This is a genomic window from Amycolatopsis eburnea, from assembly GCF_003937945.1.
Taxonomy (GTDB): domain Bacteria; phylum Actinomycetota; class Actinomycetes; order Mycobacteriales; family Pseudonocardiaceae; genus Amycolatopsis; species Amycolatopsis eburnea.
Genome location: NZ_RSEC01000035.1, coordinates 38570 through 61513, shown reverse-complemented (window position 1 = coordinate 61513; position 22944 = coordinate 38570). Strand labels below are relative to the sequence as shown.

Annotated in this window: 21 protein-coding genes and 1 pseudogene; 15 read left to right on the top strand and 7 right to left on the bottom strand. The window is 71.8% G+C overall.

The window, feature by feature from the left end:
• Positions 1 to 10 precede the first annotated feature (10 nt).
• Together EIY87_RS11935 and EIY87_RS11930 are read left to right on the top strand one after the other, a co-directional pair.
• Positions 11 to 985: an alpha/beta hydrolase gene (locus EIY87_RS11935; RefSeq protein ID WP_125307774.1), complete on the top strand. Its 975-nt coding sequence runs from the start codon at positions 11 to 13 to the stop codon at positions 983 to 985.
• Between the two features lie 52 nt (positions 986 to 1037).
• The gene (locus EIY87_RS11930) at positions 1038 to 2228 is read left to right on the top strand and encodes a lipase family protein (protein WP_158641301.1); all 1191 of its coding nucleotides are present in this window, start codon (positions 1038 to 1040) and stop codon (positions 2226 to 2228) included.
• Positions 2229 to 2232: 4 nt separating this feature from the next.
• Here the strand turns inward: EIY87_RS11930 and EIY87_RS11925 are convergent, their stop codons facing one another.
• Together EIY87_RS11925 and EIY87_RS11920 are read right to left on the bottom strand one after the other, a co-directional pair.
• Positions 2233 to 2880 carry a cutinase family protein gene (locus EIY87_RS11925; RefSeq protein WP_125307773.1) on the bottom strand — a complete coding sequence of 216 codons (648 nt, stop codon included), beginning with the start codon at positions 2878 to 2880 and terminating at the stop codon, positions 2233 to 2235.
• Positions 2881 to 3047: 167 nt separating this feature from the next.
• The gene (locus tag EIY87_RS11920) at positions 3048 to 3716 is read right to left on the bottom strand and encodes a TetR/AcrR family transcriptional regulator (RefSeq protein WP_125307772.1); all 669 of its coding nucleotides are present in this window, start codon (positions 3714 to 3716) and stop codon (positions 3048 to 3050) included.
• A gap of 136 nt (positions 3717 to 3852) precedes the next feature.
• Between EIY87_RS11920 and EIY87_RS11915 the strand changes: the two genes are divergently transcribed.
• The 8 genes and pseudogenes from EIY87_RS11915 (at position 3853) to fgd (ending at position 11083) form a co-directional block, all read left to right on the top strand.
• Positions 3853 to 4989, top strand: a complete 1137-nt coding sequence (locus EIY87_RS11915) for a PucR family transcriptional regulator (RefSeq protein ID WP_225439832.1) — start codon at positions 3853 to 3855, stop codon at positions 4987 to 4989.
• A gap of 70 nt (positions 4990 to 5059) precedes the next feature.
• Positions 5060 to 5828, top strand: a pseudogene (locus EIY87_RS11910) (SDR family oxidoreductase).
• Complete coding sequence (locus EIY87_RS11905; protein WP_125307771.1) at positions 5825 to 6703, top strand: SDR family oxidoreductase; 879 nt, start codon at positions 5825 to 5827, stop codon at positions 6701 to 6703. Before EIY87_RS11910 ends, EIY87_RS11905 begins: the two are co-directional and overlap by 4 nt.
• Complete coding sequence (locus tag EIY87_RS11900; protein WP_125307770.1) at positions 6703 to 7443, top strand: enoyl-CoA hydratase family protein; 741 nt, start codon at positions 6703 to 6705, stop codon at positions 7441 to 7443. Before EIY87_RS11905 ends, EIY87_RS11900 begins: the two co-directional genes overlap by 1 nt.
• Positions 7433 to 8296, top strand: a complete 864-nt coding sequence (locus EIY87_RS11895; RefSeq protein ID WP_125307769.1) for a CoA transferase subunit A — start codon at positions 7433 to 7435, stop codon at positions 8294 to 8296. The genes EIY87_RS11900 and EIY87_RS11895 overlap by 11 nt, the downstream gene beginning before the upstream one ends.
• Positions 8293 to 9024, top strand: coding sequence for a CoA-transferase subunit beta (locus EIY87_RS11890; RefSeq protein WP_125307768.1), 732 nt, complete (start codon positions 8293 to 8295; stop codon positions 9022 to 9024). The genes EIY87_RS11895 and EIY87_RS11890 overlap by 4 nt, the downstream gene beginning before the upstream one ends.
• Positions 9021 to 10076, top strand: a complete 1056-nt coding sequence (locus EIY87_RS11885; protein ID WP_125307767.1) for an NAD(P)H-dependent flavin oxidoreductase — start codon at positions 9021 to 9023, stop codon at positions 10074 to 10076. The genes EIY87_RS11890 and EIY87_RS11885 overlap by 4 nt, the downstream gene beginning before the upstream one ends.
• Before the next feature lie 2 nt (positions 10077 to 10078).
• A complete protein-coding gene (fgd, locus tag EIY87_RS11880) occupies positions 10079 to 11083 on the top strand; it encodes a glucose-6-phosphate dehydrogenase (coenzyme-F420) (RefSeq protein ID WP_191984061.1) in 1005 nt (334 codons plus the stop codon).
• Between the two features lie 49 nt (positions 11084 to 11132).
• On the opposite strand, the gene EIY87_RS11875 is transcribed toward fgd, so the two are convergent.
• The 3 genes from EIY87_RS11875 to EIY87_RS11865 are packed head-to-tail and all read right to left on the bottom strand — an operon-like array spanning position 11133 to position 14199.
• Positions 11133 to 12287, bottom strand: coding sequence for an acetyl-CoA C-acetyltransferase (locus tag EIY87_RS11875; protein ID WP_125307765.1), 1155 nt, complete (start codon positions 12285 to 12287; stop codon positions 11133 to 11135).
• 8 nt (positions 12288 to 12295) lie between these two features.
• On the bottom strand, positions 12296 to 13057 hold the full coding sequence (locus EIY87_RS11870) for an SDR family oxidoreductase (RefSeq protein ID WP_125307764.1): 762 nt from the start codon (positions 13055 to 13057) through the stop codon (positions 12296 to 12298).
• Complete coding sequence (locus tag EIY87_RS11865) at positions 13054 to 14199, bottom strand: acyl-CoA dehydrogenase family protein (protein ID WP_125307763.1); 1146 nt, start codon at positions 14197 to 14199, stop codon at positions 13054 to 13056. The genes EIY87_RS11870 and EIY87_RS11865 overlap by 4 nt, the downstream gene beginning before the upstream one ends.
• Before the next feature lie 82 nt (positions 14200 to 14281).
• Between EIY87_RS11865 and EIY87_RS11860 the strand changes: the two genes are divergently transcribed.
• The 5 genes from EIY87_RS11860 to EIY87_RS11840 are packed head-to-tail and all read left to right on the top strand — an operon-like array spanning position 14282 to position 19725.
• On the top strand, positions 14282 to 15811 hold the full coding sequence (locus tag EIY87_RS11860; RefSeq protein WP_125307762.1) for a FadD3 family acyl-CoA ligase: 1530 nt from the start codon (positions 14282 to 14284) through the stop codon (positions 15809 to 15811).
• Positions 15808 to 16653 (top strand): enoyl-CoA hydratase, encoded by an 846-nt coding sequence (locus tag EIY87_RS11855; RefSeq protein ID WP_125307761.1) that lies wholly within the window; start codon positions 15808 to 15810, stop codon positions 16651 to 16653. The genes EIY87_RS11860 and EIY87_RS11855 overlap by 4 nt, the downstream gene beginning before the upstream one ends.
• A complete protein-coding gene (locus EIY87_RS11850) occupies positions 16653 to 17783 on the top strand; it encodes an acyl-CoA dehydrogenase family protein (RefSeq protein ID WP_125307760.1) in 1131 nt (376 codons plus the stop codon). The genes EIY87_RS11855 and EIY87_RS11850 overlap by 1 nt, the downstream gene beginning before the upstream one ends.
• On the top strand, positions 17780 to 18685 hold the full coding sequence (locus tag EIY87_RS11845; protein WP_125307759.1) for an acyl-CoA dehydrogenase family protein: 906 nt from the start codon (positions 17780 to 17782) through the stop codon (positions 18683 to 18685). Before EIY87_RS11850 ends, EIY87_RS11845 begins: the two co-directional genes overlap by 4 nt.
• Positions 18682 to 19725, top strand: a complete 1044-nt coding sequence (locus EIY87_RS11840) for an acyl-CoA dehydrogenase family protein (protein ID WP_191984060.1) — start codon at positions 18682 to 18684, stop codon at positions 19723 to 19725. Before EIY87_RS11845 ends, EIY87_RS11840 begins: the two co-directional genes overlap by 4 nt.
• Here the strand turns inward: EIY87_RS11840 and EIY87_RS11835 are convergent.
• A complete protein-coding gene (locus EIY87_RS11835; protein ID WP_125307758.1) occupies positions 19722 to 21536 on the bottom strand; it encodes a flavin-containing monooxygenase in 1815 nt (604 codons plus the stop codon). The two genes, EIY87_RS11840 and EIY87_RS11835, sit on opposite strands and share 4 nt — an antisense overlap.
• Positions 21537 to 21626: 90 nt before the next feature.
• Complete coding sequence (locus tag EIY87_RS11830) at positions 21627 to 22799, bottom strand: GAF domain-containing protein (protein ID WP_225439831.1); 1173 nt, start codon at positions 22797 to 22799, stop codon at positions 21627 to 21629.
• Positions 22800 to 22944 lie beyond the last annotated feature (145 nt).

The window sequence follows — 22944 nt, the reverse complement described above, 5'->3', positions numbered from 1 at the left end:
AGGAGTCGCGATGAAGCGATGGGCTTTGCTGGCGTTGTCCGCCGTGCTCTTGGTGGCCGCCGGCGGCGTGACCCCGGCCGTGGCCGCCCCCGCCGTGGCCGACGACGGCGCGAAGGTCGTCTCGGAAACCTGGGTGGACGCCCGGACCGTCGACCTGAAGGTCAGTTCGCCCGCGCTCGGCACCACCGGCATGGTCCGGCTGATCGTGCCGACCGGCTGGGCCGCGCAGCCGAGCCGGACCTGGCCGGTGCTGTTCCTGCTGCACGGCTGCTGCGAACCCGTCGACTACAAGTCGTGGGACCAGTTCACCGACGTCAAGGCGTTCACCGCGAACAAGGACGCCCTCGTCGTGATGCCGACCGACGGACCGGCCGGGATGTACACCAAGTGGTGGAACTTCGGGCTGGGCGCCACCCCCGACTGGGACACCTTCCACACCGCCGAAGTGCGCCAGATCGTCGAACGCGGCTACCGCGGCGGCACCCAGCGGGCGGTCGCCGGGCTGTCGATCGGCGGGTACGGCGCGCTCGCGTACGCGTTCAAGCACCCGGGGATGTTCGGCGCGGCCGCGTCCTACAGCGGCGTGCCCAACACGCTCTTCCCGGGCATCCCGGTCTGGATCATCGGCATCCTCGCCCGCGCCGGCATCTACAACTACCTGCAGCTGTGGGGCGACTCCTTCGGGATGCGGCCGCTCTGGTCGGCCGCCAACCCGTACGACCACGTCGACCAGCTGCGCGGCACGGCGCTCTACATCTCGTGCGGCAACGGCCAGACCGGGCCGCTCGACCCGCCCGGCCAGTCCGACGTCCTGGAGCCGTCGGCGCTGCTGTCGTCGCAGAGCTTCACGGATCTGCTGCGGGCCAAGGGAATCCCCGCGACCGTCGACTACTACGGACCGGGCACGCACAGCTGGCCGTACTGGCAGCGGGCGCTGCACAACTCGTGGCCGGTCCTCGCCGGCGCGCTCGGCCTGCCCGCCTGATTTTGTCCGCTGACCGATGGAGGTTGTGGTGAAGTCCGTCCACGTGCGACAGCTGGTGTCGGCACTGGTGAGCTGCTGCCTGGTGACACTGGGGGTGGTCGCCGCGAGCCCGCCCGCCGGCGCGGCCGCCGCGCCGATCCTGCCCGGGCCGTTCGACGACTCGTTCTACACCCCGCCGTCCCCGCTGCCGGCCGGGAAACCCGGGGACGTGCTCCGCTGGCGCCCGACCGTCCCGCTGCTCAACGCGGCCAACGCCGACGCCTGGCAGGTGATGTACCTCTCGACCAACGCCCAGGGCCGCCCGGACGCGGTGACCGGGACGATCCTGGTGCCCAAGGGGAAGGACCCGGCGACCGCGCCGATCGTCGGCTACGCGGTGGGTACGCAGGGACCGGCGTTCAAGTGCACGGCGTCCAAGGCGATGGAGCGGGGCACGCTGTACGACCAGCCCGCCATCAACGACTCGCTCTCGAGCGGGTACGCGGTCGCGGTGACCGACTACGAGGGCTATTCGCCGACGACCGTGCCGACGTACATCACCGGGCAGTCGATGGGGCCCGCGGTGATCGATTCGGTGCGGGCGGCGCAGAACCTCCCGTCCACCCGGCTGGCCAAGGGCGCCAAGGTGATCTTCCAGGGCTACTCGCAGGGCGGCGGCGGAGCGATGTGGGCGGGGGAGAAGCAGCCGTCGTACGCGCCGGAGCTGAACCTCGTCGGCGTCGTCGCGGGCGGGATCCCGGCCGACCTCACCGAGGTCGCCAAGGGGCTCGACGGGTACATCGGGTTCGGGTTCCTCGCGTTCGCCGCGGTCGGGCTGGACGCGGCCTACCCGGACCTGAAGCTGGATTCGTTCCTCAACGACACCGGCCGTCAGCAGCTGGCCGACGCCAAGAAGAACGCGTGCGTCGCGGAACTGCTGCTGAACTACTCGTTCAAGAAGATCAGTGACTACACGACGTCGAACCCGTTGGACACCCCGCAGTGGCAGGCCCGGCTGGCGCAGAACAAGCTGGGCGCGAACCCGCCGCGGGTGCCGGTGTTCCAGTACCACGCGAGCACCGACGAGATCGTCAACACCCCGCAGGCGGAGACGCTGCACCGGACGTACTGCGCGGCCGGGGTCCGGGAGCAGTGGAAGACCTACATTTCCGACCACGCCACCGGGATCCTGGCCGGCAACGCCGACGCCCACCAGTGGATCGTCAACCGCTTCACCGGAACCCCGGCACCCGCCAACTGCTGAGGCGTCAGACCTTCGTAGCGGCGAAGGCTGCTGCGTCGGCGGCGTTGTTCCCGTAGCTCAGGTGGGCCAGGAAGTTGAAGCCGCCCGCCTGGCAGATCGGGTCGCCGTCGGCGCAGTAGTCCTTGGTGCGGCTCTGGTAGGTCCCCGTGACCTGGCGGCCGAGCGCGCGGATCGGGTTGCCGAACAGCAGGATCGCCGCGATCCGGGGCGCGAGGTCGGCCGGGATGGTCGCGACGATCGGACCGCCGACGACGGCCCCGTCGCTGCTGATGCCGATCGAGTTGTCGACGACGTTGGCGCCCTGGGAGTAGCCGACCAGCACGAACCGCTGCTGCGGGCAGGCCGCGGCCTGCGCTTTCACGTGGTTGACCAGGTCCGTGTTGCCCTTCTGCACCGACGCGGGCTCGCCGAGGTCGGCGGGGTAGTCGACCCGGTAGCCGCTGAGCGAGCGCGGCCGCAGCGTGTTCTGGACGGCTTGGTAGACCGGGTCGCCGACGATGAAGCCCAGCGTGCCGGGCTCGCCGGTGCCGCGGGCGACCGGGACGTCGATGTCGGTGCACGGCGCGGCCGAGGCCTGGGGCGCGGCGGCGACGCCGAGGCCGGTGACGGCGATGCCGAGCGCGGCGGCGGCGGAAAACAGGCGTGCTTTCATGACGGATCAACACCTCTTCGCGGAAACGGGATCGGCAAGCGCTTTCCGGATGTGCCGGAAATGCGTTCATCGCTTGCGGGTAACGGCAGCGTCGCAGTGCGCGCCGACCGCGGCAAGGGTGAATTCCGGAATTGTTCCGCGGGTGACAACCAGTCCGTTGTGGACGCTCAGGTGGCGCACGGGCGCGCGTCGCCGACGTGGTCGAGCAGTGCCGGGTCGAGGCCGCGCAGCGCGGCCACGACGAACCCGGTGGCCAGTTCGCCCGCCGCGATCGGGTCGACGCCGGGGGAGTGCGAGACGTGCATCGCGGCGCGGCCGACGAGGCCGACCATCATCGCGGCGAGCAGTTCCGCGCCGGGGCCGGGCGTCCGGCCGTGGGCCAGCAGGGTCTCGTGGATCCGGGCGAGGACGTGCGTGGTGACGGTGTCGGCCAGCGCGCGGCGCTCGTTCGACATCTCGTCGACGGCGGAGTCGAACAGCAGCCGGAAGCTGTCCGGGTGGGCGCCGGCGTAGCTGAACATCGCCATCACCGAAATCCGCACGCGGTCTTCCAGCCGCCGTGCGCTCGCGGTTTCGTACGCGGTGAGCACCCACTCCCGCAGCGCGGCGACTTCGCGGGTCACGGTGGCGCGGAAAAGGGCCGCTTTGTCCCCGAAATGCGCGTAGAGGGTCGGTTTGGTGGAGTCGGCGCGGTCGGCGATCAGCCCCATGGTGGCCTGGGCGTAGCCGCGTTCGGCGAACACGGCGCGGGCGGCGTCGAGCAGTTCGCCGTCGGTGGGCCGGGCGGCCGGGCTGCGGCGGGTGCTGGATCGATCAGGGGAACTCGGCCGGCTCATGGAGGTGTACTGTACGGTCCCGCTGCTTTACCGTCTGGTAAAGCTCGTTCCGTCGCCCGTCCCCGGTGGAGGAACCTTGGTGTCCCCCGAAAGTGCTCGGCAGCGCGTCCCGGCTCCGCGGGACGAAGGCGGAGAAGTGCTCGGGAGAAGCGAGCTCGCGGCGCTCATGCGCCCGGCGCTGCCCGCGCTGGTGGACTGGATCGTCCAGGAGGTGTGGCGGGTCGTCCCGGTCTACGCCCGGCCGGGCGACGGGTCCTACGGCCGCGTCACCCGGCACGGCGTCGAGTGCGCGGTCGCGCTCTTCGTGGACCTCGTCGAAGACCCGCAGGCGCCCCGCGACCGGCTGTACGACACCTGCCACCGCCTCGGCGCGGGCGAGGCGCGTGAAGGCCGGACGCTCGACGACCTCCAGGCGGCGTACCGCGTCGGCACCCGCGCCGGCTGGCGCTGGATCATGCGGCTCGGCCGTCGTCACCGGTTGTCGTCGACGGCGATGGCGCGGCTGGCGGAGATGTTGTTCGGCTACGCGGACGAGCTGGCCCGGATGTCGGCGCAGGGTTACCGCGAGGCGCGCGCGGAGATCGAGGGCACGCGCGCGGGCCTGCGCCGCCGCCTGCTGCGGCTCCTCGTCGGCCCGGGCGCTCTCCCGGAGCCGGTCCTCGCCGAACTCGCGGCCGCGGCCGGCTGGCCGGTCCCCGCTTCGGTGGCGGCGATCGCGGCGGAGACGGCGGTGAGCACGTCCTGGGGTCCCGACGTGCTCACCGACCTCGAACCACCGCAGCCGTACCTGCTCCTGCCCGCCCCGGTCGACGCTGCCGCCCTGGCCCGCCTCGGCACCCGCGTGGCGGTCGGCCCGCCGACGGACCTCGCGGGCGCGGCCGATTCCCTGCGCTGGGCCCGCACCGCCCTGCGCCTGGTGGCCGGCGGCGCGCTCCCGGACGTGCCGGTGACGTGGTGCGCGGAGCACCTGACGACGTTGTGGCTGCTGTCCGACGCGCCGTTGGCGGACCAGCTGGCGAACCGGGAGCTGGCCCCGCTGGCGCGGTTCCCGGCCCGCACGCGGCTGCGGCTGGGGGAGACGTTGCTGTCGTGGCTGGTGCACGGGGGCAACTCGGAGAAGATCGCCGTGGAGCTGTCGGTGCACCCGCAGACGGTGCGGTACCGCGTGAAGCAGCTGAAGCAGGCGTTCGGGGAGCGGCTGGAGGACGGGGACGCGCGGTTCGCGATGCAGGCGGCGCTGCGCGCGGCGGGGCTTCGCGCGCGCGAGGCTTGAGCGCGGCCGCCGCGACGCCGGTGCCGGCCGCCACCTTGCCCAAAGTGAGAACGTGTTCTAGTTTTGTGGCGTGAAGACCGATCTGGGCCTGACCGGTTCCGTGGTGCTGGTCACCGGCGGTGTCCGGGGGTGTCGGCCGGGGCATCTGCAACGTGTTCCTGGCCCACGGCGCCCGCGTGGTCACCTGCGCGCGCCGCGAAGCGCCCACCGACGCCGAGTTCGTCCAGTGCGACGTCCGAGACGAGACGCAGGTCGCCGCGCTCGTCGAGGGGATCGTGGGGCGGCACGGGCGCCTGGACGTGGTCGTGAACAACGCCGGCGGGGCGCCTTACGTCCCGGCGGGGGAGGCCTCGCCGCGGCTGCACGAGAAGGTCGTGCAGCTGAACCTGCTGGCCCCGCTGCTGGTCTCGCAGCACGCGAACGCCGTGATGCAGCGTCAGGACGGCGGCGGTGCGATCGTGATGATCTCCAGCGTGAGCGGGACGCGGCCGTCGCCGGGGACAGCGGCGTACGGGGCGGCGAAGGCGGGGCTGGACAACCTGACCGCGTCCCTGGCTGTCGAGTGGGCGCCGAAGGTGCGGGTCAACGCGCTCGACGTCGGGATGGTGCGGACCGAGCAGTCGCACCTGCACTACGGCAGCGAGGCCGCGGTCGAGGCGGTCGGGAAGACCGTGCCGCTGGGCCGGCTGGCCGAGCCCGAGGAGGTCGGCGCCTGTGCCGCGTTCCTGGCTTCGCCGCTGGCTTCCTACGTCTCCGGCGCGACCCTGCGGGTGCACGGCGGGGGAGAGGTGCCGGCGTTCTTGGCGGCGGCCGACGTCAACCATCGGGAGGATTCGTGAGCGGGTTGTGCCAGGACCGGGTGGTCGTGGTGACCGGGGCCGGACGCGGGATCGGGCGCGCGCACGCGCTCGCGTTCGCCGCCGAGGGGGCGCTGGTCGTGGTGAACGACGTGGCCGGGGACGCGGCCGCCGAGGTCGTCGCCGAGATCGAAGGGCTCGGCGGGAAGGCGGTGGTGAACACCTCCGACGTCGCCGACTGGGCCGGGGCCGCCGAGCTGATCGGTACGGCGCTGGAGAACTTCGGCCGGCTGGACGTGCTGGTCAACAACGCGGGGTTCGTCCGGGACCGGATGCTGGCCAACCTGAGCGAAGACGAGTGGGACGCGGTGATCCGCGTGCACCTCAAGGGGCATTTCGCGCCGCTGCGGCACGCCTCCGGGCACTGGCGGGCCGAAGCCAAAGCCGGCCGGGTGCCGCGAGCGCGGGTGATCAACACCAGTTCGGGTGCCGGGTTGCTGGGCAGCATCGGCCAGGGCAACTACTCGGCCGCGAAGGCGGGGATCGCCGGGCTGACCGTCGTGGCGGCCGCCGAGCTGGCGCGGTACGGGGTGACGGTGAACGCGATCGCGCCCGCCGCCCGAACGCAGATGACCGAAGGGGTGTTCGCGTCGATGGCCCGCCCCGAGAGCGGCTTCGACGCGATGGCGCCGGAGAACGTCTCGCCTCTTGTCGTGTGGCTGGGCAGCGAAGAATCCTCGCACGTCACCGGCCGGATGTTCGAGGTCGAGGGCGGCAAGGTTTCCCTCGCGCAGGGCTGGCGGCACGGCCCGGTGGTGGACAAGGAGGCTCGCTGGGACCCGGCCGAACTCGGTCCGGTGGTCGCCGATCTGCTCGAGCGCGCGCCCGAGCCCGAACCCGTCTACGGAGCGAGCTGATGGGCATCATCACCAAACGCGCCGGGCACGTCGAGGTCGTCACCGTCGACTTCCCGCCGGTCAACGCGCTGCCGGTGCAGGGCTGGTTCGATCTCGCCGACGCGATCAGGCGGGCCGGGCGGGACCCGGACGTGCACGTCGTGGTGCTGCGCGCCGAAGGGCGGGGCTTCAACGCGGGCGTGGACATCAAGGAGATCCAGCGCAGCGAGGGTTACGACGCGCTGGTCGGCGCGAACCGGGGCTGCTACGCCGCTTTCGGCGCCGTCTACGACTGCGAGGTGCCGGTGGTCGCGGCGGTGCACGGCTTCTGCCTCGGCGGCGGGATCGGGCTGGTCGGCAACGCGGACGTGATCGTCGCGGCGGACGACGCGACCTTCGGCGTGCCGGAGGTCGAGCGAGGCGCGCTCGGCGCGGCGACGCACCTGGCCCGGCTGGTGCCGCAGCACCTGATGCGCACGCTCTACTTCACCGCCCGCACGATCACCGCGGCCGAGCTGCACGCGCACGGTTCGGTGTACCAGGTCGTCCCGCGCGCCCAGCTCGACGACGCGGCGATGGCCGTCGCCGCGGACATCGCGAAGAAGGACCCGCGGGTGATCCGGGCCGCCAAGGAGGCGCTGAACGGGATCGACACCCAGCAGGTGCACCGCAGCTACCGGTTCGAGCAGGGGTTCACCTTCGAGCTGAACCTGCTCGGCGCGTCCGACGAGGCCCGCGAGGAGTTCTTGAATGGCCGATAAGCGCATGACCGCCGACGAGGTCGCGGCGGAACTGGAAGACGGCATGACGGTCGGCATCGGCGGCTGGGGCTCCCGGCGCAAACCGATGGCGCTGGTCCGCGCGATCCTCCGCACGCCGGTCCGCGATCTGACCGTGGTCTCCTACGGCGGCCCCGACGTCGGCCTGCTGTGCGCGGCGGGCAAGGTCAAGCGCGTGGTCTTCGGATTCGTCACCCTCGACTCGATCCCGTTCGACCCGTGGTTCGGCCGCGCCCGCGAAACCGGCGCCATCACCGTCACCGAATACGACGAAGGCATGTTCGGCGCGGCGCTTTCCGCGGCCGCGCAACGGCTTCCGTTCCTCCCACTGCGCGCCGGGCTCGGCTCGGAGGTGATGCGCGCCAACCCGGACCTGCGGACCGTGCGCTCGCCCTACGCCGACGGCGAGGAGCTCGTCGCCGTCCCCGCGCAGCACCTCGACGTCGCGCTGGTGCACCTGAATCGCGCCGACGCTCGCGGCAACGCCCAGTACCTCGGCCCGGACCCGTACTTCGACGACCTGTTCTGCCTCGCGGCGGCGAAACGCTTCGTGTCGGTCGAGAAAGTCGTCGAGACACCGGACTTGATCGCGGGCGGGCCGGTGCAGTCGCTGTTGCTCAACCGCGGCAGCGTGGACGGCGTCGTCGAGGCGCCGCGCGGCGCGCACTTCACCACGGCGGTGCCGGACTACGGCCGGGACGAACGGTTCCAGCGGCATTACGCGTCGTGCGCCAAGGACCTCGACGCGTGGCCCGGGTTCGTGGACCGGTTCCTCTCCGGTGACGAGCGCGCGTATCTGTCCGAAGTGGACAAGTTCGAGGCGGAGGCGGCATGAACGCGACCCGGGCCGAGATCGCCGTCGTGGCGGTGGCCGAGCTGTTCCGCGGCGACGGCGAGATCGTCGCCAGCCCGATGGGCTTGATCCCGCAGCTGGGCGCCAAGCTCGCGCGGCTGACGTTCGAGCCGGACTTGCTGATGTCCGACGGCGAGGCGTACCTGGTCACGCCGGACGGCGAGGTCGAAGGCTGGCAGCCGTTCCGCAAGATGCTCGACACGATCGTCCCGCACGGGCGGCGGCACGTCGTGATGGGCGCCAACCAGATCGACCGCTACGGCAACCAGAACATCTCGGCCATCGGTGACCACGCGCACCCGAAGAAGCAGCTGCTCGGCGTGCGGGGCGCGCCCGGCAACACGGTCAACCACCGCACCAGCTACTGGGTGCCGAAGCACTCGGCCCGCGTCTTCGTCGACACCGTGGACGTCGTGTCCGGGGTCGGCTACGACAACGCGGCCAAGGCGGGCCCGTCGGCGGAGAAGTACCACGACGTCCACCGTGTGGTCACCAACCTCGGCGTGTTCGACTTCGCCACGCCGGACCACTCGATGCGGGCCGTTTCGCTGCACCCCGGCGTGACCCGCGAGGAGGTCGCGGCGGCGACCACGTTCGAGATCGACTTCGCCGACGCCGGGACCAGTCGCGAGCCGACGGCCGACGAGCTGCGGCTGATCCGCGAGGTGCTGGATCCGAAGAGCTTCCGCGACAAGGAAGTCCCGGCGTGAAGACCGCGCTGACCCGGCTGGCGGGCGTCGAGCACCCGATCGTGCAGACCGGGATGGGGTGGGTCGCCGGGCCGCGGCTGGTGTCCGCGACGGCCGAAGCGGGCGCGCTCGGCATCCTCGCCTCGGCCACGATGACCTACCTCGAACTCGAAGCCGCGATCGCCGAGGTGAAGAAGCGCACGGAGAAGCCGTTCGGCGTCAACCTGCGGGCGGACGCCGCCGACGCGGGTGACCGGGTGGACCTGCTGATCCGCGAGGGCGTGAAGGTGGCGTCGTTCGCGCTGGCGCCGCGGAAGGAGATGATCGCGAAGCTGCGGGACCACGGCGTCGTCGTGGTGCCGTCGGTCGGTGCCGCCCGGCACGCCGAGAAGGTCGCCGGCTGGGGCGCCGACGCCGTCATCGTCCAGGGCGGCGAGGGCGGCGGGCACACCGGCGGGGTCGCCACCACGCTGCTGCTGCCGTCCGTGCTCGACACCGTCGACATCCCGGTGATCGCGGCCGGCGGCTTCTTCGACGGCCGCGGGCTCGCCGCCGCGCTCGCGTACGGGGCCGCGGGCGTCGCGATGGGCACCCGGTTCCTGCTCAGCAAGGAGAGCACGGTCCCCGACGAGGTCAAGCGCGTCTACCTGGCGCAGGGGCTCACCGGGACCGTCGTCACGCGCCGCGTCGACGGCCTGCCGCACCGGGTGCTGCGCACCGACCTCGTCGACCGGCTCGAGCGCTCCGGCCGGCTGAAGGGGCTCGCGCAGGCCGCGCGGAACGCGCTCCGCTTCCGGAATATCACCGGACTGTCCCCGGTTGCCATGGTCAAAGAAGGCTTCGCGATGAAGCACGGCAACGATCTCACCTGGAGTCAGCTGGTCATGGCGGCCAACACCCCCATGCTGCTGCGTGCGGGGCTGGTCGAGGGCCGGACCGACGCCGGGGTGCTAGCGTCGGGGCAGGTGGTGGGCATGATCCACGACCTGCCCACGGTGGGCGAGATCGTCGAGGGCACGGTGGCCGAGGCGGGTGAGATCCTGCGGCGCCTCGGCCCGGAAACGGGAGGATGACAGTGGCGCTCAAGGTCGGTTACAAGGCGTCGCCGGAACAGTTCGGGGCGCGCGACCTGGTCGAGTTCGCCGTGCGCGCCGAGGAGGTCGGCCTGGACTCGGTCTGGGTCGCGGACCACTTCCTGCCGTGGCGGCACGAGGGCGGGCACGCGCCGTGGGCGCTGGCGTTCATCCCGGCGGTGGCGGAGCGGACGAACCGGGTGCAGATCGGCACGAGCGTGCTGACCCCGACGTTCCGGTACAACCCGGCGGTGATCGCGCAGGGGTTCGCGTCGATGTCGCTGCTGTCGGAGGGCCGGGTGATCCTGGGCGTCGGCACCGGTGAGGCGCTCAACGAGATCGCCGTCTCCGGGATGGAGTGGCCGGAGTTCAAGGAGCGGTTCGCGCGGCTGCGTGAGGCGATCACGCTGATGCGGCGGCTGTGGACCGAGGACAACGTCTCGCACGACGGCGAGTACTACAAGCTGGTCGACGCGCGGATCTACGACCGCCCGGAGGTGCCGCTGCCGGTGTACATCGCCGCGGGCGGCCCGGTGGTGGCCAAGTACGCGGGCCGCGCGGGTGACGGCTTCATCTGCACCTCGGGCAAGGGCATGGACCTCTACACCGAGAAGCTGATGCCGGCGGTGGCCGAGGGCGCGGCGGCGGCCGGGCGCGAGGTCAAGGACATCGACCGGATGATCGAGGTCAAGATCTCCTACGACCGCGACCCGGAGAAGGCGCTGGAGAACACGCGCTTCTGGGCCCCGCTGTCGCTGACGGCGGAGCAGAAGCACACGATCTCCTCGGCCGACGAGATGGAGCGGCTGGCCAACGAGCTGCCGATCGAGCAGGTCGCGAAGCGGTGGATCGTGGCGTCCGACCCGGACGAGGCGGTGGCGCTGGTCAAGCCGTACGTCGACGCGGGCCTGAACCACCTGGTCGTGCACGGCCCGGGCCACGACCAGGAGCGGTTCCTGAGCCAGTTCTCCGAAGACGTCCTGCCGAAGCTGCGCGAACTGGGCTGATCGGCGTGTGCTCGTGAGTGTTTGGTCGGGTTCTAACCCGACCAAACACTCACGACAGGCGTTCGATGATGGTGACGTTGGCGGTGCCGCCGCCTTCGCACATCGTCTGCAGGCCGTAGCGGCCGCCGCGGCGCTCCAGTTCGTGCAGGAGCGTCGCCAGGAGCTTGGTGCCGGTGGCCCCGATCGGGTGGCCGAGGGCGATGCCGCCCCCGTTCACGTTGACCCGGTCGGGGTCCGCGCCGGTCTCGTCCAGCCACGCCAGGACGACGCTGGCGAACGCCTCGTTCACCTCGAACAGGTCGATGTCCCCGATCGCCAGGCCGGCCCGGCGCAGTGCGTGCGCGGTGGCCGGGATCGGGCCGGTCAGCATCCACACCGGGTCAGCGGCGCGCACCGACAGGTGGTGGATGCGCGCTCGAGGCGTCAGGCCGTGCTCCTCGACGAACGCCCCGGACGCCAGCAGGGCCGCGCTCGCGCCGTCCGAGATCTGGCTGGCCACCGCGGCCGTCAGGCGGGACTCCGGCGACAGCGGCTTCAAGCCGCGCATCCGCTCCAGCGACGTGTCCCGGCGCGGCCCCTCGTCGTGCCGGAAGTCGTCGACGGGCGCGATTTCCGCGTCGAACCGCCCGGCGTCGATCGCCGCCAGGGCCCGCTGGTGGCTGCGCAGCGCGTACTCCTCCATGGCCTCCCGGCTGATATCCCAGTGCGAAGCGATCATGTCCGCGCTGCGGAACTGCGAAACCTCGACGCTGCCGTAGCGCTCCTGCCAGCCCTTCGACCCCGAGAACGGGTCGTCGAAGCCGTACTCGCGCCCGGCCAGCATCGCCGCGCTGATCGGAATGCGGCTCATGTTCTGCACCCCGCCGGCCAGCACCAGGTCCTGCGTCCCCGACATGACGGCCTGCGCGGCGAAGTGGACGGCCTGCTGGCTCGACCCGCACTGCCGGTCGACGGTCACCCCGGGCACGTGGTCGCCGAATCCGGCCGCCAGCCACGCCGTGCGCGCGATGTTGCCCGACTGCGGGCCGAGGGTGTCGGTGCAGCCGAGGATGACGTCGTCGACGAGGTCCGGGTCGACGCCCGTCCGCGCGACGACCGCCTGGATGACGTGCGCGCCGAGGTCGGCGGAGTGCCACCCGGACAGGGCGCCGCCGCGGCGGCCGACCGGGGTGCGGACGGCGTCGAGGAGGAAGGCTTCGGACACGGGCGCTCCTAGGGGTGCTGGCTGCTGACGGAGACGACTTCGCCGGTCATATAGCTCGCGTAGTCGCTGGCGAGGAAGACCATGACGTTGGCGACTTCCCAGGGTTCGGCGGCGCGGCCGAAGGCTTCGCGTTTGGTGAGGTCTTCGAGGAGTTCGTCGCTGGTGACCTTGGCGAGGAACGGGTGCATGGCGAGGCTGGGGGCGACGGCGTTGATCCGGACGCCGTGCTCGGCGGCGTCGAGGGCGGAGCAGCGGGTGAGGGCCATGACTCCGGCTTTCGCGGCGGCGTAGTGGGCTTGGCCGGCTTGGGCGCGCCAGCCGATCACCGAGGCGTTGTTGACGATCGCGCCGCCTCCGCCTTGGGTGACGAACTGCTTCAGCACCGCGCGCGTACACCGGAAAGTGCCGGTGAGGGTGATGTCGAGAACGCGGGACCACTCGTCGTCGGTCATGTCCAGCACGGACTTGGTACCGCCGAGCCCGGCGTTGTTGATCATCACGTCGACCCGCCCGTAGTGGGCGGCGGCGCCGTCGATGAGGGCTTGGACCTGGTCTTCCTGCGTGACGTCGCAGGGGATGGCGTGCACCTCGCCCAGCTCGGCGGCCTTTTCCTTGAGCCGTCGTTCGTGCCAGTCGCTGATGACGACGTTCGCGCCTTCGTCGAGGCAGCGTCGCGCGACGGCGGAGCCGATGCCGGTGCCGGCGGCGGCGGTGATGACGACGACTTTGCCGGTGAGGAGGTTGTGGCCGGGTGGGTAGTGGGGGATCACGGGCGGGCCTCCCGGGGCAGGCCGAGGACGCGCTCGGCGATGATGTTGCGTTCGATTTCGTCGGAGCCGCCGTAGATGGTGTCGGCGCGGGTGAACAGGTAGAGGCGCTGCCAGTCGTCGAGTTCGCCGGTGGACGAGGTGAGCGAGCGGGCGCCGCGGGCGCGCATGGCGAGTTCGCCGAGGCCGCGGTGCCATTGGGCCCAGAGGAGTTTGCCGACGGCGACTTCGGGTCCGGCGGGGCGGCCGAGGGTGCGCAGGGCGTGGGCGCGCAGGACGCGCAGGCCGATGCGGGCGCGGGTGAGGTCGGCGCGCAGGAGGGGGTCGTCGTAGGTGCCGGTCCGCTTGGCTTCGGTGGTGATGTCGTCGAGTTCGCGGCGGAAGCCGATTTGCTGGGCGAGGGTGGAGACGCCGCGTTCGAAGCCGAGGGTGGCCATGGCGATTTTCCAGCCGTCGCCGGGTGTGCCGACGACGTGGCCGGCGGGGGTGCGGGCGTTGTCGAAGAAGACTTCGTTGAATTCGGAGGTGCCGGTGAGCTGCTGGATGGGGCGGATGGTGACGCCGTCCTGGCGTAGCGGGACCAGGAGGTAGGAGAGGCCGTGGTGGCGCTGGGAGCCGGGTTCGGTGCGGGCGAGGACGAAGCACCAGTCGGCCACGTGGGCCAGTGAGGTCCAGATCTTCTGGCCGTTGATGATCCATTCGCCGTCGCGCAGGACGGCGGAGGTGGAGACGGCGGCGAGGTCGGAGCCGGCGCCGGGTTCGGAGTAGCCCTGGCACCACAGTTCGTCGACGGCGAGGATTTTCGGCAGGAACCGGGCCTGCTGTTCGGGGGTGCCGAAGGCGATGAGGGTGGGGCCGAGGAGTTGTTCGCCGATGTGGTTGACGCGGGCGGGTGCGCCGGAGGCGGCGTATTCCTCGTGGAAGGCGACTTGGTCGTCGAGAGAGAGGCCGCGGCCGCCGTGTTCGGTGGGCCAGCCGAGTCCGGTCCAGCCGGCGGCGGCGAGGTGGCGTTCCCAGGCCAGGCGCAGGTCGAACTCCTCGTGTTCGCGTCCGGGGCCGCCCAGGCCGCGCAGCCGGGCGAACTCGCCGGTCAGGTTGGCGGCCAGCCAGCTCGCGACTTCACGGCGGAATCCCGTCGGTTCCACACACGCCTCCTTGCTGCCGGGCCGGTCCGGCACCTAGGGTAATGAGAACACGTTCTAGTTTGCCGGTCCAGAGGAGGGTGTGGTGGGAAGAACCACGATCCCGGCCGTCGTCCGGGACGCCGCCGCCAAGTTCGGGTCCGCGGAGGCACTGGTCGACGGCGGGCTGCGGCTCGGCTACGACCAGCTTCTGGAACGTGTTCAGACGGTCGCCAGGGCCTTCCTCGCCCGCGGTGTCGAGCCCGGCGACCGCGTCGCCATCACCCTGCCCAACACCCACCACTGGGTCCTGACGGCACTGGGCGCGCTCTACGCGGGCGCGACGCTGATCCCGGTCAACACCCGGTTCACCGCCGCCGAGACCGTGGACCTGCTGGTCCGCGGCCGGGCGAAAGCGCTGGTCGTGGCCGCCGACTTCCTCGGCACCGACCGCCACGCCGCGATCCGCGCGACCGGTGCGGAGCTGCCCGGCCTCGGCACCGTCGTCCGGGTACCCCTGGAGCGGCCGCACCAGCCGGTCGAAGGCACGCTCGGCTGGGACGAGTTCCTGGGCCTCGCCGAAAGCGTCCCGCTCGCCGACGCCGAAGCGCGGGCCGACGCCGTGCGCCCCGACGACGTCAGCGACATCCTCTTCACCTCGGGTACCAGTGGCCGCTCGAAGGGTGTCCTCTCGGCCCACCGCCAGGCGGTCGGCGTCGCGGCCGCGTGGGCGGACTGCGGCCGGGTCACCGCCGACGACCGGTACCTCGTGATCAACCCGTTCTTCCACAGCTTCGGCTACAAAGCGGGGATCCTGGTCGGCCTGCTGACCGGCGCGACGCTCGTCCCGCAGGCCGTGTTCGACGTCCGCGCGGCCCTGGAGCTGATCGAGCGGGAACGGATCTCCGTGCTCCCGGGCGCGCCGACGATCTTCCAGTCCCTGCTGCAGGAACGCCGCGGCGACCTGCCGACCCTGCGGCTCGCGGTCACCGGGGCGGCCACGGTCCCCGCGTCGCTGGTCCGGCGGATGCGGGCCGAGCTGGGGTTCGACATCGTCCTCACCGCCTACGGCCTCACCGAAGCCGTCGTGGTGACGATGTGCCGCCCCGGCGACGACGCCGAGCTGGTGTCCCGGACCTCCGGCCGCGCGACCGCCGGGTTCGAGGTCGCGATCCGGGGCACGCCGGGCGAGATCGTGGTCCGCGGGCCGAACGTGATGCTCGGCTACCTCGACGACCCCGACGCCACGGCGAAAGCGATCGACGAGCAGGGCTGGCTGCACACCGGCGACGTCGGCGAGCTGGACGAGGACGGCAACCTGACGATCACCGGCCGGCTCAAGGACATGTACATCTGCGGCGGCTTCAACGTCTACCCGGCCGAGATCGAGCACGCCCTCACCGAACTGGATGGCGTCCGCGACGTCGCCGTCGTCGGCGTCCCGGACGAGCGGCTCGGCGAGGTCGGCAAGGCCTTCGTCGTCGGCACCGGGCTGACCGAGGAGGCGGTCGTCGCGTTCTGCCGCGAACGGCTCGCCAACTACAAGACCCCGCGGTTCGTCGAGTTCCTGGACGCACTGCCCCGCAACGCTTCCGGCAAGGTGCTGAAGCGGCTGCTGACCGAGGAGAAGGCATGAGTGAACCGGTGGTCCGCACCGAGCGGCGCGGGCCGGTCGCGGTCGTCACGATGAACCGGCCGGACTACCGCAACGCCCAGAACTCCGCGATGACCTACGCGCTGGACGACGCCTTCGCGGCCGCGGTGAACGACCCCGAGGTCAAGGTGATCGTGCTGGCGGGGGCGGGGAAGCACTTCTCCGCCGGGCACGACATCGGCAGCCCGGGCCGGGACGCGGACCAGTCGTTCGACCGGCGCGCGGTTATGTGGTGGGACCACACCGACAAGGCGGGCGGCGACCAGCGGTTCGCCCGCGAGTCCGAGGTGTACCTCGGGATGTGCCGCCGCTGGCGGGAAATCCCGAAGCCGATGATCGCGAGCGTGCAGGGCGCCTGCATCGCGGGTGGGTTGATGCTGGCGTGGGTGTGCGACCTGATCGTCGCCGCCGATGACGCGTTCTTCGCCGATCCCGTGGTGCGCATGGGGATTCCGGGTGTGGAGTACTTCGCGCATCCGTGGGTGCTGGGTCCGCGCGCGGCGAAGGAGGTGCTGTTCACCGGCGAGCGGTTCACTGTCCAGCAGGCCAAGGAGTGGGGCATGGTCACGCGGATCGTGCCGCGGGCGGAGCTGGAGGAGCGGACGGTCGAACTGGCGGAGAAGATCGCCGGGATGCCGTCGTTCGGGCTGGCGCTGGCGAAGAAGGCCGTCAACCAGGCCGAAGACCTGATGGGCCTGCGGTCCGGAATGGACTCCGTGTTCGGGCTGCACCACTTCGCGCACGCGCACAACGCGGAGACGTCGGAAGATTCCCTCGGCGGTCAGTCGGCGCGGTCGATGCGCGACGCGAACAAGGGGGACTGATGGACCTCGACATCGACGAGGCGTCGGCGGCCTTCCGCGACGAGGCTCGCGAGTGGCTCGCCGCGAACGTTCCCACGCTGCCTTCGATGGACACCGCGGAAGGGTTCGCGGCGCACCGAGAATGGGAAGCGCGGCTCGCCGAGGCGCGCTGGTCGGTGGTGTCGTGGCCGGCGGAGTACCACGGCCGGGATGCCTCGATGTTGCAGTGGCTGCTGTTCGAGGAGGAGTACTACGCGGCCCGCGCGCCCGGGCGGGTGAGCCAGAACGGCATCTTCATGCTCGGCCCGACGTTGTTCGCCCACGGCACCCAGGAGCAGCGTGACCGGATCCTGCCGCCGATGGCCCGCGGTGAGGAAGTGTGGGCGCAGGCGTGGTCGGAACCCGAGGCGGGCAGCGACATCGCCGCGTTGCGGAGCACGGCGGTGCGGACCGAGGGTGGGTGGTTGCTGTCGGGGCAGAAGACGTGGAGTTCGCGGGCGTCGTTCGCCGACCGCGCGTTCGGGTTGTTCCGCACGGACCCGGAAGCGCAGCGGCACCACGGCCTGACGTACTTCATGGCCGACCTGCGCGCCGACGGCGTGACGGTGCGGCCGATCCCGCAGCTGGACGGGGAACCGGGGTTCGCGGAGATCTTCTTCGACGACGTGTTCGTGCCCGACGCCGACGTGATCGGGGAGGTCGGGCAGGGCTGGCGGGTCGCGATGACAACGGCCAACAACGAACGCGGCCTGTCGCTTCGGAGCCCGGGCCGGTTCCTCTCCGCCGCCGACCGCCTAGTTGGACTGTGGCGGTCCCACGGTGCCAGTGAGTCCACAAAGGACCGCGTGGCCGACGCCTGGATCGGCGCGCGGGCGTACCAGCTCTACACGTTCGGGACGGTGAGCAGGCTGGCCGAAGGCGGCGAGCTGGGCCCGGAGTCCAGCGTGAACAAGCTTTTCTGGTCCCACCTCGACGTCGAACTGCACGAGACCGCCCTGGACGTGCTCGGTCCGGCCGCGGAAACGGACCAGGACTGGGTGGACGGCTACCTGTTCTCCCTCGCCGGGCCGATCTACGGCGGCACCGACCAGATCCAGCGCAACACCATCGCCGAACGGCTGCTGAAGCTCCCGAGGGAGGCCCGCCGATGAGATTCCTGCTCTCGCCGGAACAACAGCAGTTCTCCACGACACTGCACGACCTGCTCGGCGGCGCCGACACCGCGGCCGCCGCCCGGGCCTGGGCGGCGGGCGAGCCCGACCGCGGCCTGAAACTCTGGCGTGCGCTCGCCGACGTCGGGGTCTTCGCGCTGCTCGTCCCCGAGGAGCACGGCGGCCTCGGCGCCGGCCCGGTCGACCTGGTCGTCGCCTTCGAAGCGCTCGGCTACCACGCCGTCCCGGGCCCGCTCGTCGAGTCGGCGGCGGTCGCCCCGGCTTTGCTGACCGGCGAGAAGCTCACCGCGCTCGCCGAGGGCGACCTCCTGGCCACCGTCGTCGCCCCGCCGGAAGTCCCCCTCGCGCTGGACGCCGACGTCTCCGGCGTGGTCCTGGACCTCACCGGCGCCGACCTGACCGCGGCGGAACCGGTCCGCTCGATCGACCCGGTCCGGCGGCTGTTCCGGGTCCCCGGCGCGACCGCGGCACCCCTGTCCGACCTCGGCGTCCTGGCCGTGGCCGCCCAGTTGCTCGGCGCCGGCCAATGGCTCCTCGACACCTCCGTCGCGTACGCCCAGCAGCGTCGTCAGTACGGCCGGGCCATCGGCGAGTACCAGGCGATCAAGCACCTGCTCGCCGACGTCGCCACCCGGCTCGAACTGGCCCGCCCGCTGCTCTACGGCGCGGCCGTCGCCGGGGAGACGTTCGCCCGGGACGTCTCCGCGGCCAAGGTCATGGCCGGGGACGCCGCCTCCCTCGCCGCCCGGACCGCGCTCCAGGTGCACGGCGCCATCGGCTACACCGCCGAACACGACCTCGGCCTGCGGATCACGAAGGTCCGCGCGCTGGCCGGGGCGTGGGGGACCGGGTCGTTCCACCGCGCGCGGGTGCTGCGATGACCGACCCGATGGACACCGAGGAGGCCCGCGCCCTGCGGGACGCCGTTCGGGCGCTGTTGACCCGGCGCTCGGGGCCCGAGGCGGTGCGGGCCGCGATGGACTCGCCGCTGGGGTACGACGACAAGCTGTGGTCGACGTTGTGCGAGCAGATCGGCGTCGCCGCCCTCGCGATCCCCGAGCACTACGGCGGCGCGGGCGCTGGACTCGCCGAAACGTGCGTGGTCCTGCAGGAACTCGGCCGGACGCTGACGCCCGCACCGCTGCTGGGCTCGGCGTTGCTCTGCGGCGAAGCCCTGCTCCGCGCCGAAAACGACGAAGCCTGCGAACGGCTGCTGCCCGGCATCGCCGCGGGCACCACCCTCGCCGCGCTGGCCTGGGCCGGCGAAGATTGGGCGTGCGCGCTCACCGCGTCGGACGCCGGACTCGACGGCCGCGCCCACTACGTCCTCGACGGCGAACTCGCGGACGTCCTCCTCGCGGTGGCCCGCACCGCGGACGGCGCCGGGCTGTTCGAAGTGCCGCTCGACGGCGTCCACCGCGAGCGCGTCACCACCCTCGACCCCACCCGGCGGCTCGCCGTCGTCGACTTCGCCGCGACCCCCGCCCGGCGCCTCGACACCGGCGGCTTCGAGCGGCAGCTGCGGCGGCTGCTCGACACCGCGGTGATCGGCGTGGCCGCGGAACAGGTCGGTGCGGCCGCCCGGGCGCTGGAACTGACGGTGGAATACACGAAGCAACGCCGTCAGTTCGGCCGGCCGATCGGGTCGTTCCAGGCGCTGAAGCACCGGATGGCCGACGTCCACGTCCACGTCGAAGCGGCCCGCTCGGCGCTGTACGCGGCCATTGTGGACGGTGACGCGGAAGCGGTCGCGGGCGCGAAACTCGTGTGCAGCGAAGCCTTTTCGCATGCCGCCGCCGAGATGATCCAGCTGCACGGCGGCATCGCGATCACCTGGGAGCACGACGCCCACCTGTACTTCAAGCGCGCGCACGGGACCGCCCTGCTGTTCGGCGATCCCGCGCGCGCACTCCGTTCCTAGGCGAGGTGGTGCACTTCCTGCAGCCCGTACACCGGCGTCGGCAGGCCTTCGGCGCGGGCCTTGAGCTGCAGGGCCAAGTACAGCGAGTAGTGGCGGGACTGGTGCAGGTTCCCGCCGTGGAACCACAGGCCCTCCTGCTGCGTGGGCTTCCACATGTTCCGCTGCTCGCCCTCCCACGGACCCGGGTCCTTCGTGGTGTCCGAGCCCAGGCCCCACACCTTGCCGACCTTGTCCGCGACCTCCTGGCTGATCAGGTCCGCGGCCCAGCCGTTCATCGAGCCGTACCCGGTGGCGTAGACGACGAGGTCGGCCTCCAGCTCGGTGCCGTCGTCGAGCTTCACGGAGTGCTCCGTCAGCTCGGTGACCTGGCCGTGCGCGAGCTTGACGTCGCCGTTCGCCACCAGGTCGGCGGCGCCCACGTCGATGTAGTAGCCCGAGCCGCGGCGCAGGTACTTCATGAACAGGCCGGAGTCGTCGTCACCCCAGTCGTGGCGGAAGCCCGCGGCTTCGAGGCGGTCGTAGAACTCCTGGTCGCGTTCCTTGATCGCGGCGTACACCGGCTGCTGGAAGGTGTGCATGATCCGGTAGGGGAGCGAGGCGAACGTCAGGTCCGCCTTCTGCGTGGTCATCCCGGCGGCCAGCGCGCGCTCGGAGTAGAGGTCGCCGAGCCCGAGGTCCATCAGGGAGTCCGACTTCACGATGTGCGTGGAGCTGCGCTGGACCATGGTGACGTCGGCGCCGGCTTCCCACAGCGCGCCGCAGATGTCGAACGCCGAGTTGTTGGACCCGATGATCACGGCCTTCTTGCCGCGGTAGGCGTCCGGCCCGGGGTGCTGCGAGCTGTGGTGCTGCTCGCCCCGGAAGCGGTCCTGGCCGGGCAGCTCCGGGATGTTCGGCTTGCCCGACATGCCGGTCGCGAGCACGAGCTGCTTCGGCTTGAGGACGACTTCTTCGCCGTCGCGGTCGAGGACGACCGTCCACTCCTTGGCTTCTTCGTCGTAGGCGGCGCTCTTGCAGGTCGTCGAGGACCAGTAGTTGACCTCCATGACCTTCGTGTACATCTCGAGCCAGTCGGCGATCTTGTCCTTGGGCGCGAAGACCGGCCAGTTGCGCGGGAAGTCGAGGTAGGGCAGGTGGTCGTACCAGACCGGGTCGTGCAGGCAGAGCGACTTGTAGCGGCCGCGCCACTGGTCGCCGGGCCGGGCGTACCGGTCGACGACCACGTGCGGCACGCCGAGCTGGCGCAGCCGCGCGCCCAGCGCGATCCCGCCCTGCCCGCCGCCGATGACGACGACGTACGGCTGCCGCGTGGTGCCCAGCTCTTGTCGTTCGGCCTCCCGGGCTTCGGACCAGGTGACGCGCTCGCGGTTGACGCCGTGCTCGGCGCCCTTCGGCCGCGCGGTGCCGAGCGGCTCCTCGTGACCCTTCAGCTCGTGCAGCGTGGTGAGCAGCGTGAACGCGCCTTCGTCGGTGAGCCGCAAGTGGCCGCGCCCGCGCCCGGCGGCGGTTTCGAAGCCGATCCACGCCTCGACGACGCCGTCGGTCTCGGTCGGCTCCTCGGTGGCGTGGAAGCCGCTCGCGTCGGTGCTGTCCATCGTGGCGAGCAGGAGATCTTTGACGCCGTCGCGGTTTTCGACGGTCTTCAGGTTCCAGGTGAAGGCGACCAGGTCGCGCCAGAACGACGTCGTGGCGAAGAGGGCGGCGGCGCGGTCGGCGTCCCGGGCCGCGAGCGCGGCCTCGAAGTCGGCGAGCCAGCCGTCGACGCGCTGCCGGGCATCGAGGGCCGCGGCCGGTTCGAGGGTCTGGGTCATGAGCGGACCTCCCCGTCTCGGGCACCGTCGTCGTCGGCGGCGCGTTCAGGGCAGCCAACCCCGGCGGCCCGGGTCCGCGTAAGGGTTGCCCTAAGGTTGCAACACCACGTCGACGCCCGGCGCGATCCGGTACGGCCGGGCGAGCAGCAGGCCGCCGACGAGCTTGCGCAGCCGGGACAGCTCAGCGCGCACGGTCACCAGGTGCGTGCGGTCGCCGTAGACGGTTTCCGACAGCTGCGCGGCCGACACCCCGGCGGGCCCCGCGGTCGCGATCAGCCGCAGCAGGTCGGCCTGGCGGCGGCCGAGCGGGTGCGTCCACCGCGTCGAGCCTTCGACGATCGCGCGCGGCGGCCCGAGTTCGAGGGTGAGCCGCAACGGTTCGCGCCGGCTCGGGCGCAGGAGCCAGCCGCCGGGCACCGGCTCGGGTTCGCACGCGCCGATCCCGCGCACGGCCACCGGAACGCCGGGACTGGGCGCGGCGACCCGGTCGATCCCGGAGACCCCGCTCTGCGCGGCGACCCAGCCGTGGTCGTCGACGACCAGCCCGGGCCCGCCGCGGAGCACGTGCCCGGACAGCTGCCGGAGCCCTTGCAGCCGGGCCTCGTGCCGCTGCCACAGCAGGGCTTCGACGAGCCGCACGGACGTCCCGACCAGCGCGACGGTCATCGGGTGCACGGTCTCGGCGGGCCCGCTGACGTCGACGATGCCGAGCAGCTCGCCGCTGCGCGGGTCGTGCACGGGGTAGGCGGTGCAGGCCCAGGTGTGGTGCGACCGCACGAAGTGCTCGGCGGCGAACATCTGCACGGGCGCGGCCTCGGCCAGCGCGGTCCCGATCGCGTTGCTGCCGATGGCGGGCTCCGACCAGGTGGCCCCCTCGGTGAAGCCGAGCGAGTCGGCGCGGTGGCGCACCCCTCGCGAGCCTTCGCGCCAGAGGACGACCCCGTCGGCGTCGGTGACGACCATGAGGTGCCGCGCGTCCTCGGCGACCGACGTCAGCGCACCCCGCAGCTCGGGCAGCACTTCGTTCAGCCGGCAGCCGTTCCGCCGCCGTTCGACCTCGGCGATCCCGACGGGATCGGGCGCGGGCGGCCGATCGGGATCCACCCCTTGCGCGGCGACCCGCCGCCACGAGCGTTCGACGAGCAGCCGCGGCGCGGTCTTGGGCGGCTTCCCGGCCAGGACGGCGTCGTGGATGCCCGCGAGCAGCCGGGCGTGCCCGGCCACGTCGGTGCCGGGCCGGACCGCGCAGACGCCTTCGTCCACCGCCACCTCCTGGGCCGGGCCTTCACGGTAACCCCGCAGGTGGGGGGCGAGGCAACCTTCCCGCAACCCCGGGGTGATGGGCGCGGCAAGTCGCGCAGCACGGCAGATCCGGCGATCCGCGATGTCATGAAAGGGTCGTTCATCT

Coding starts and splice junctions, on each gene's coding strand:
- EIY87_RS11935 (WP_125307774.1), top strand. CDS start 11: ATGAAGCGATGGGCTTTGCTGGCGTTGTCCGCCGTGCTCTTGGTGGCC.
- EIY87_RS11925 (WP_125307773.1), bottom strand. CDS start 2,880: ATGAAAGCACGCCTGTTTTCCGCCGCCGCCGCGCTCGGCATCGCCGTC.
- EIY87_RS11920 (WP_125307772.1), bottom strand. CDS start 3,716: ATGAGCCGGCCGAGTTCCCCTGATCGATCCAGCACCCGCCGCAGCCCG.
- EIY87_RS11900 (WP_125307770.1), top strand. CDS start 6,703: ATGGGCATCATCACCAAACGCGCCGGGCACGTCGAGGTCGTCACCGTC.
- EIY87_RS11895 (WP_125307769.1), top strand. CDS start 7,433: ATGGCCGATAAGCGCATGACCGCCGACGAGGTCGCGGCGGAACTGGAA.
- EIY87_RS11890 (WP_125307768.1), top strand. CDS start 8,293: ATGAACGCGACCCGGGCCGAGATCGCCGTCGTGGCGGTGGCCGAGCTG.
- EIY87_RS11855 (WP_125307761.1), top strand. CDS start 15,808: ATGAGTGAACCGGTGGTCCGCACCGAGCGGCGCGGGCCGGTCGCGGTC.
- EIY87_RS11850 (WP_125307760.1), top strand. CDS start 16,653: ATGGACCTCGACATCGACGAGGCGTCGGCGGCCTTCCGCGACGAGGCT.
- EIY87_RS11845 (WP_125307759.1), top strand. CDS start 17,780: ATGAGATTCCTGCTCTCGCCGGAACAACAGCAGTTCTCCACGACACTG.
- EIY87_RS11840 (WP_191984060.1), top strand. CDS start 18,682: ATGACCGACCCGATGGACACCGAGGAGGCCCGCGCCCTGCGGGACGCC.
- EIY87_RS11835 (WP_125307758.1), bottom strand. CDS start 21,536: ATGACCCAGACCCTCGAACCGGCCGCGGCCCTCGATGCCCGGCAGCGC.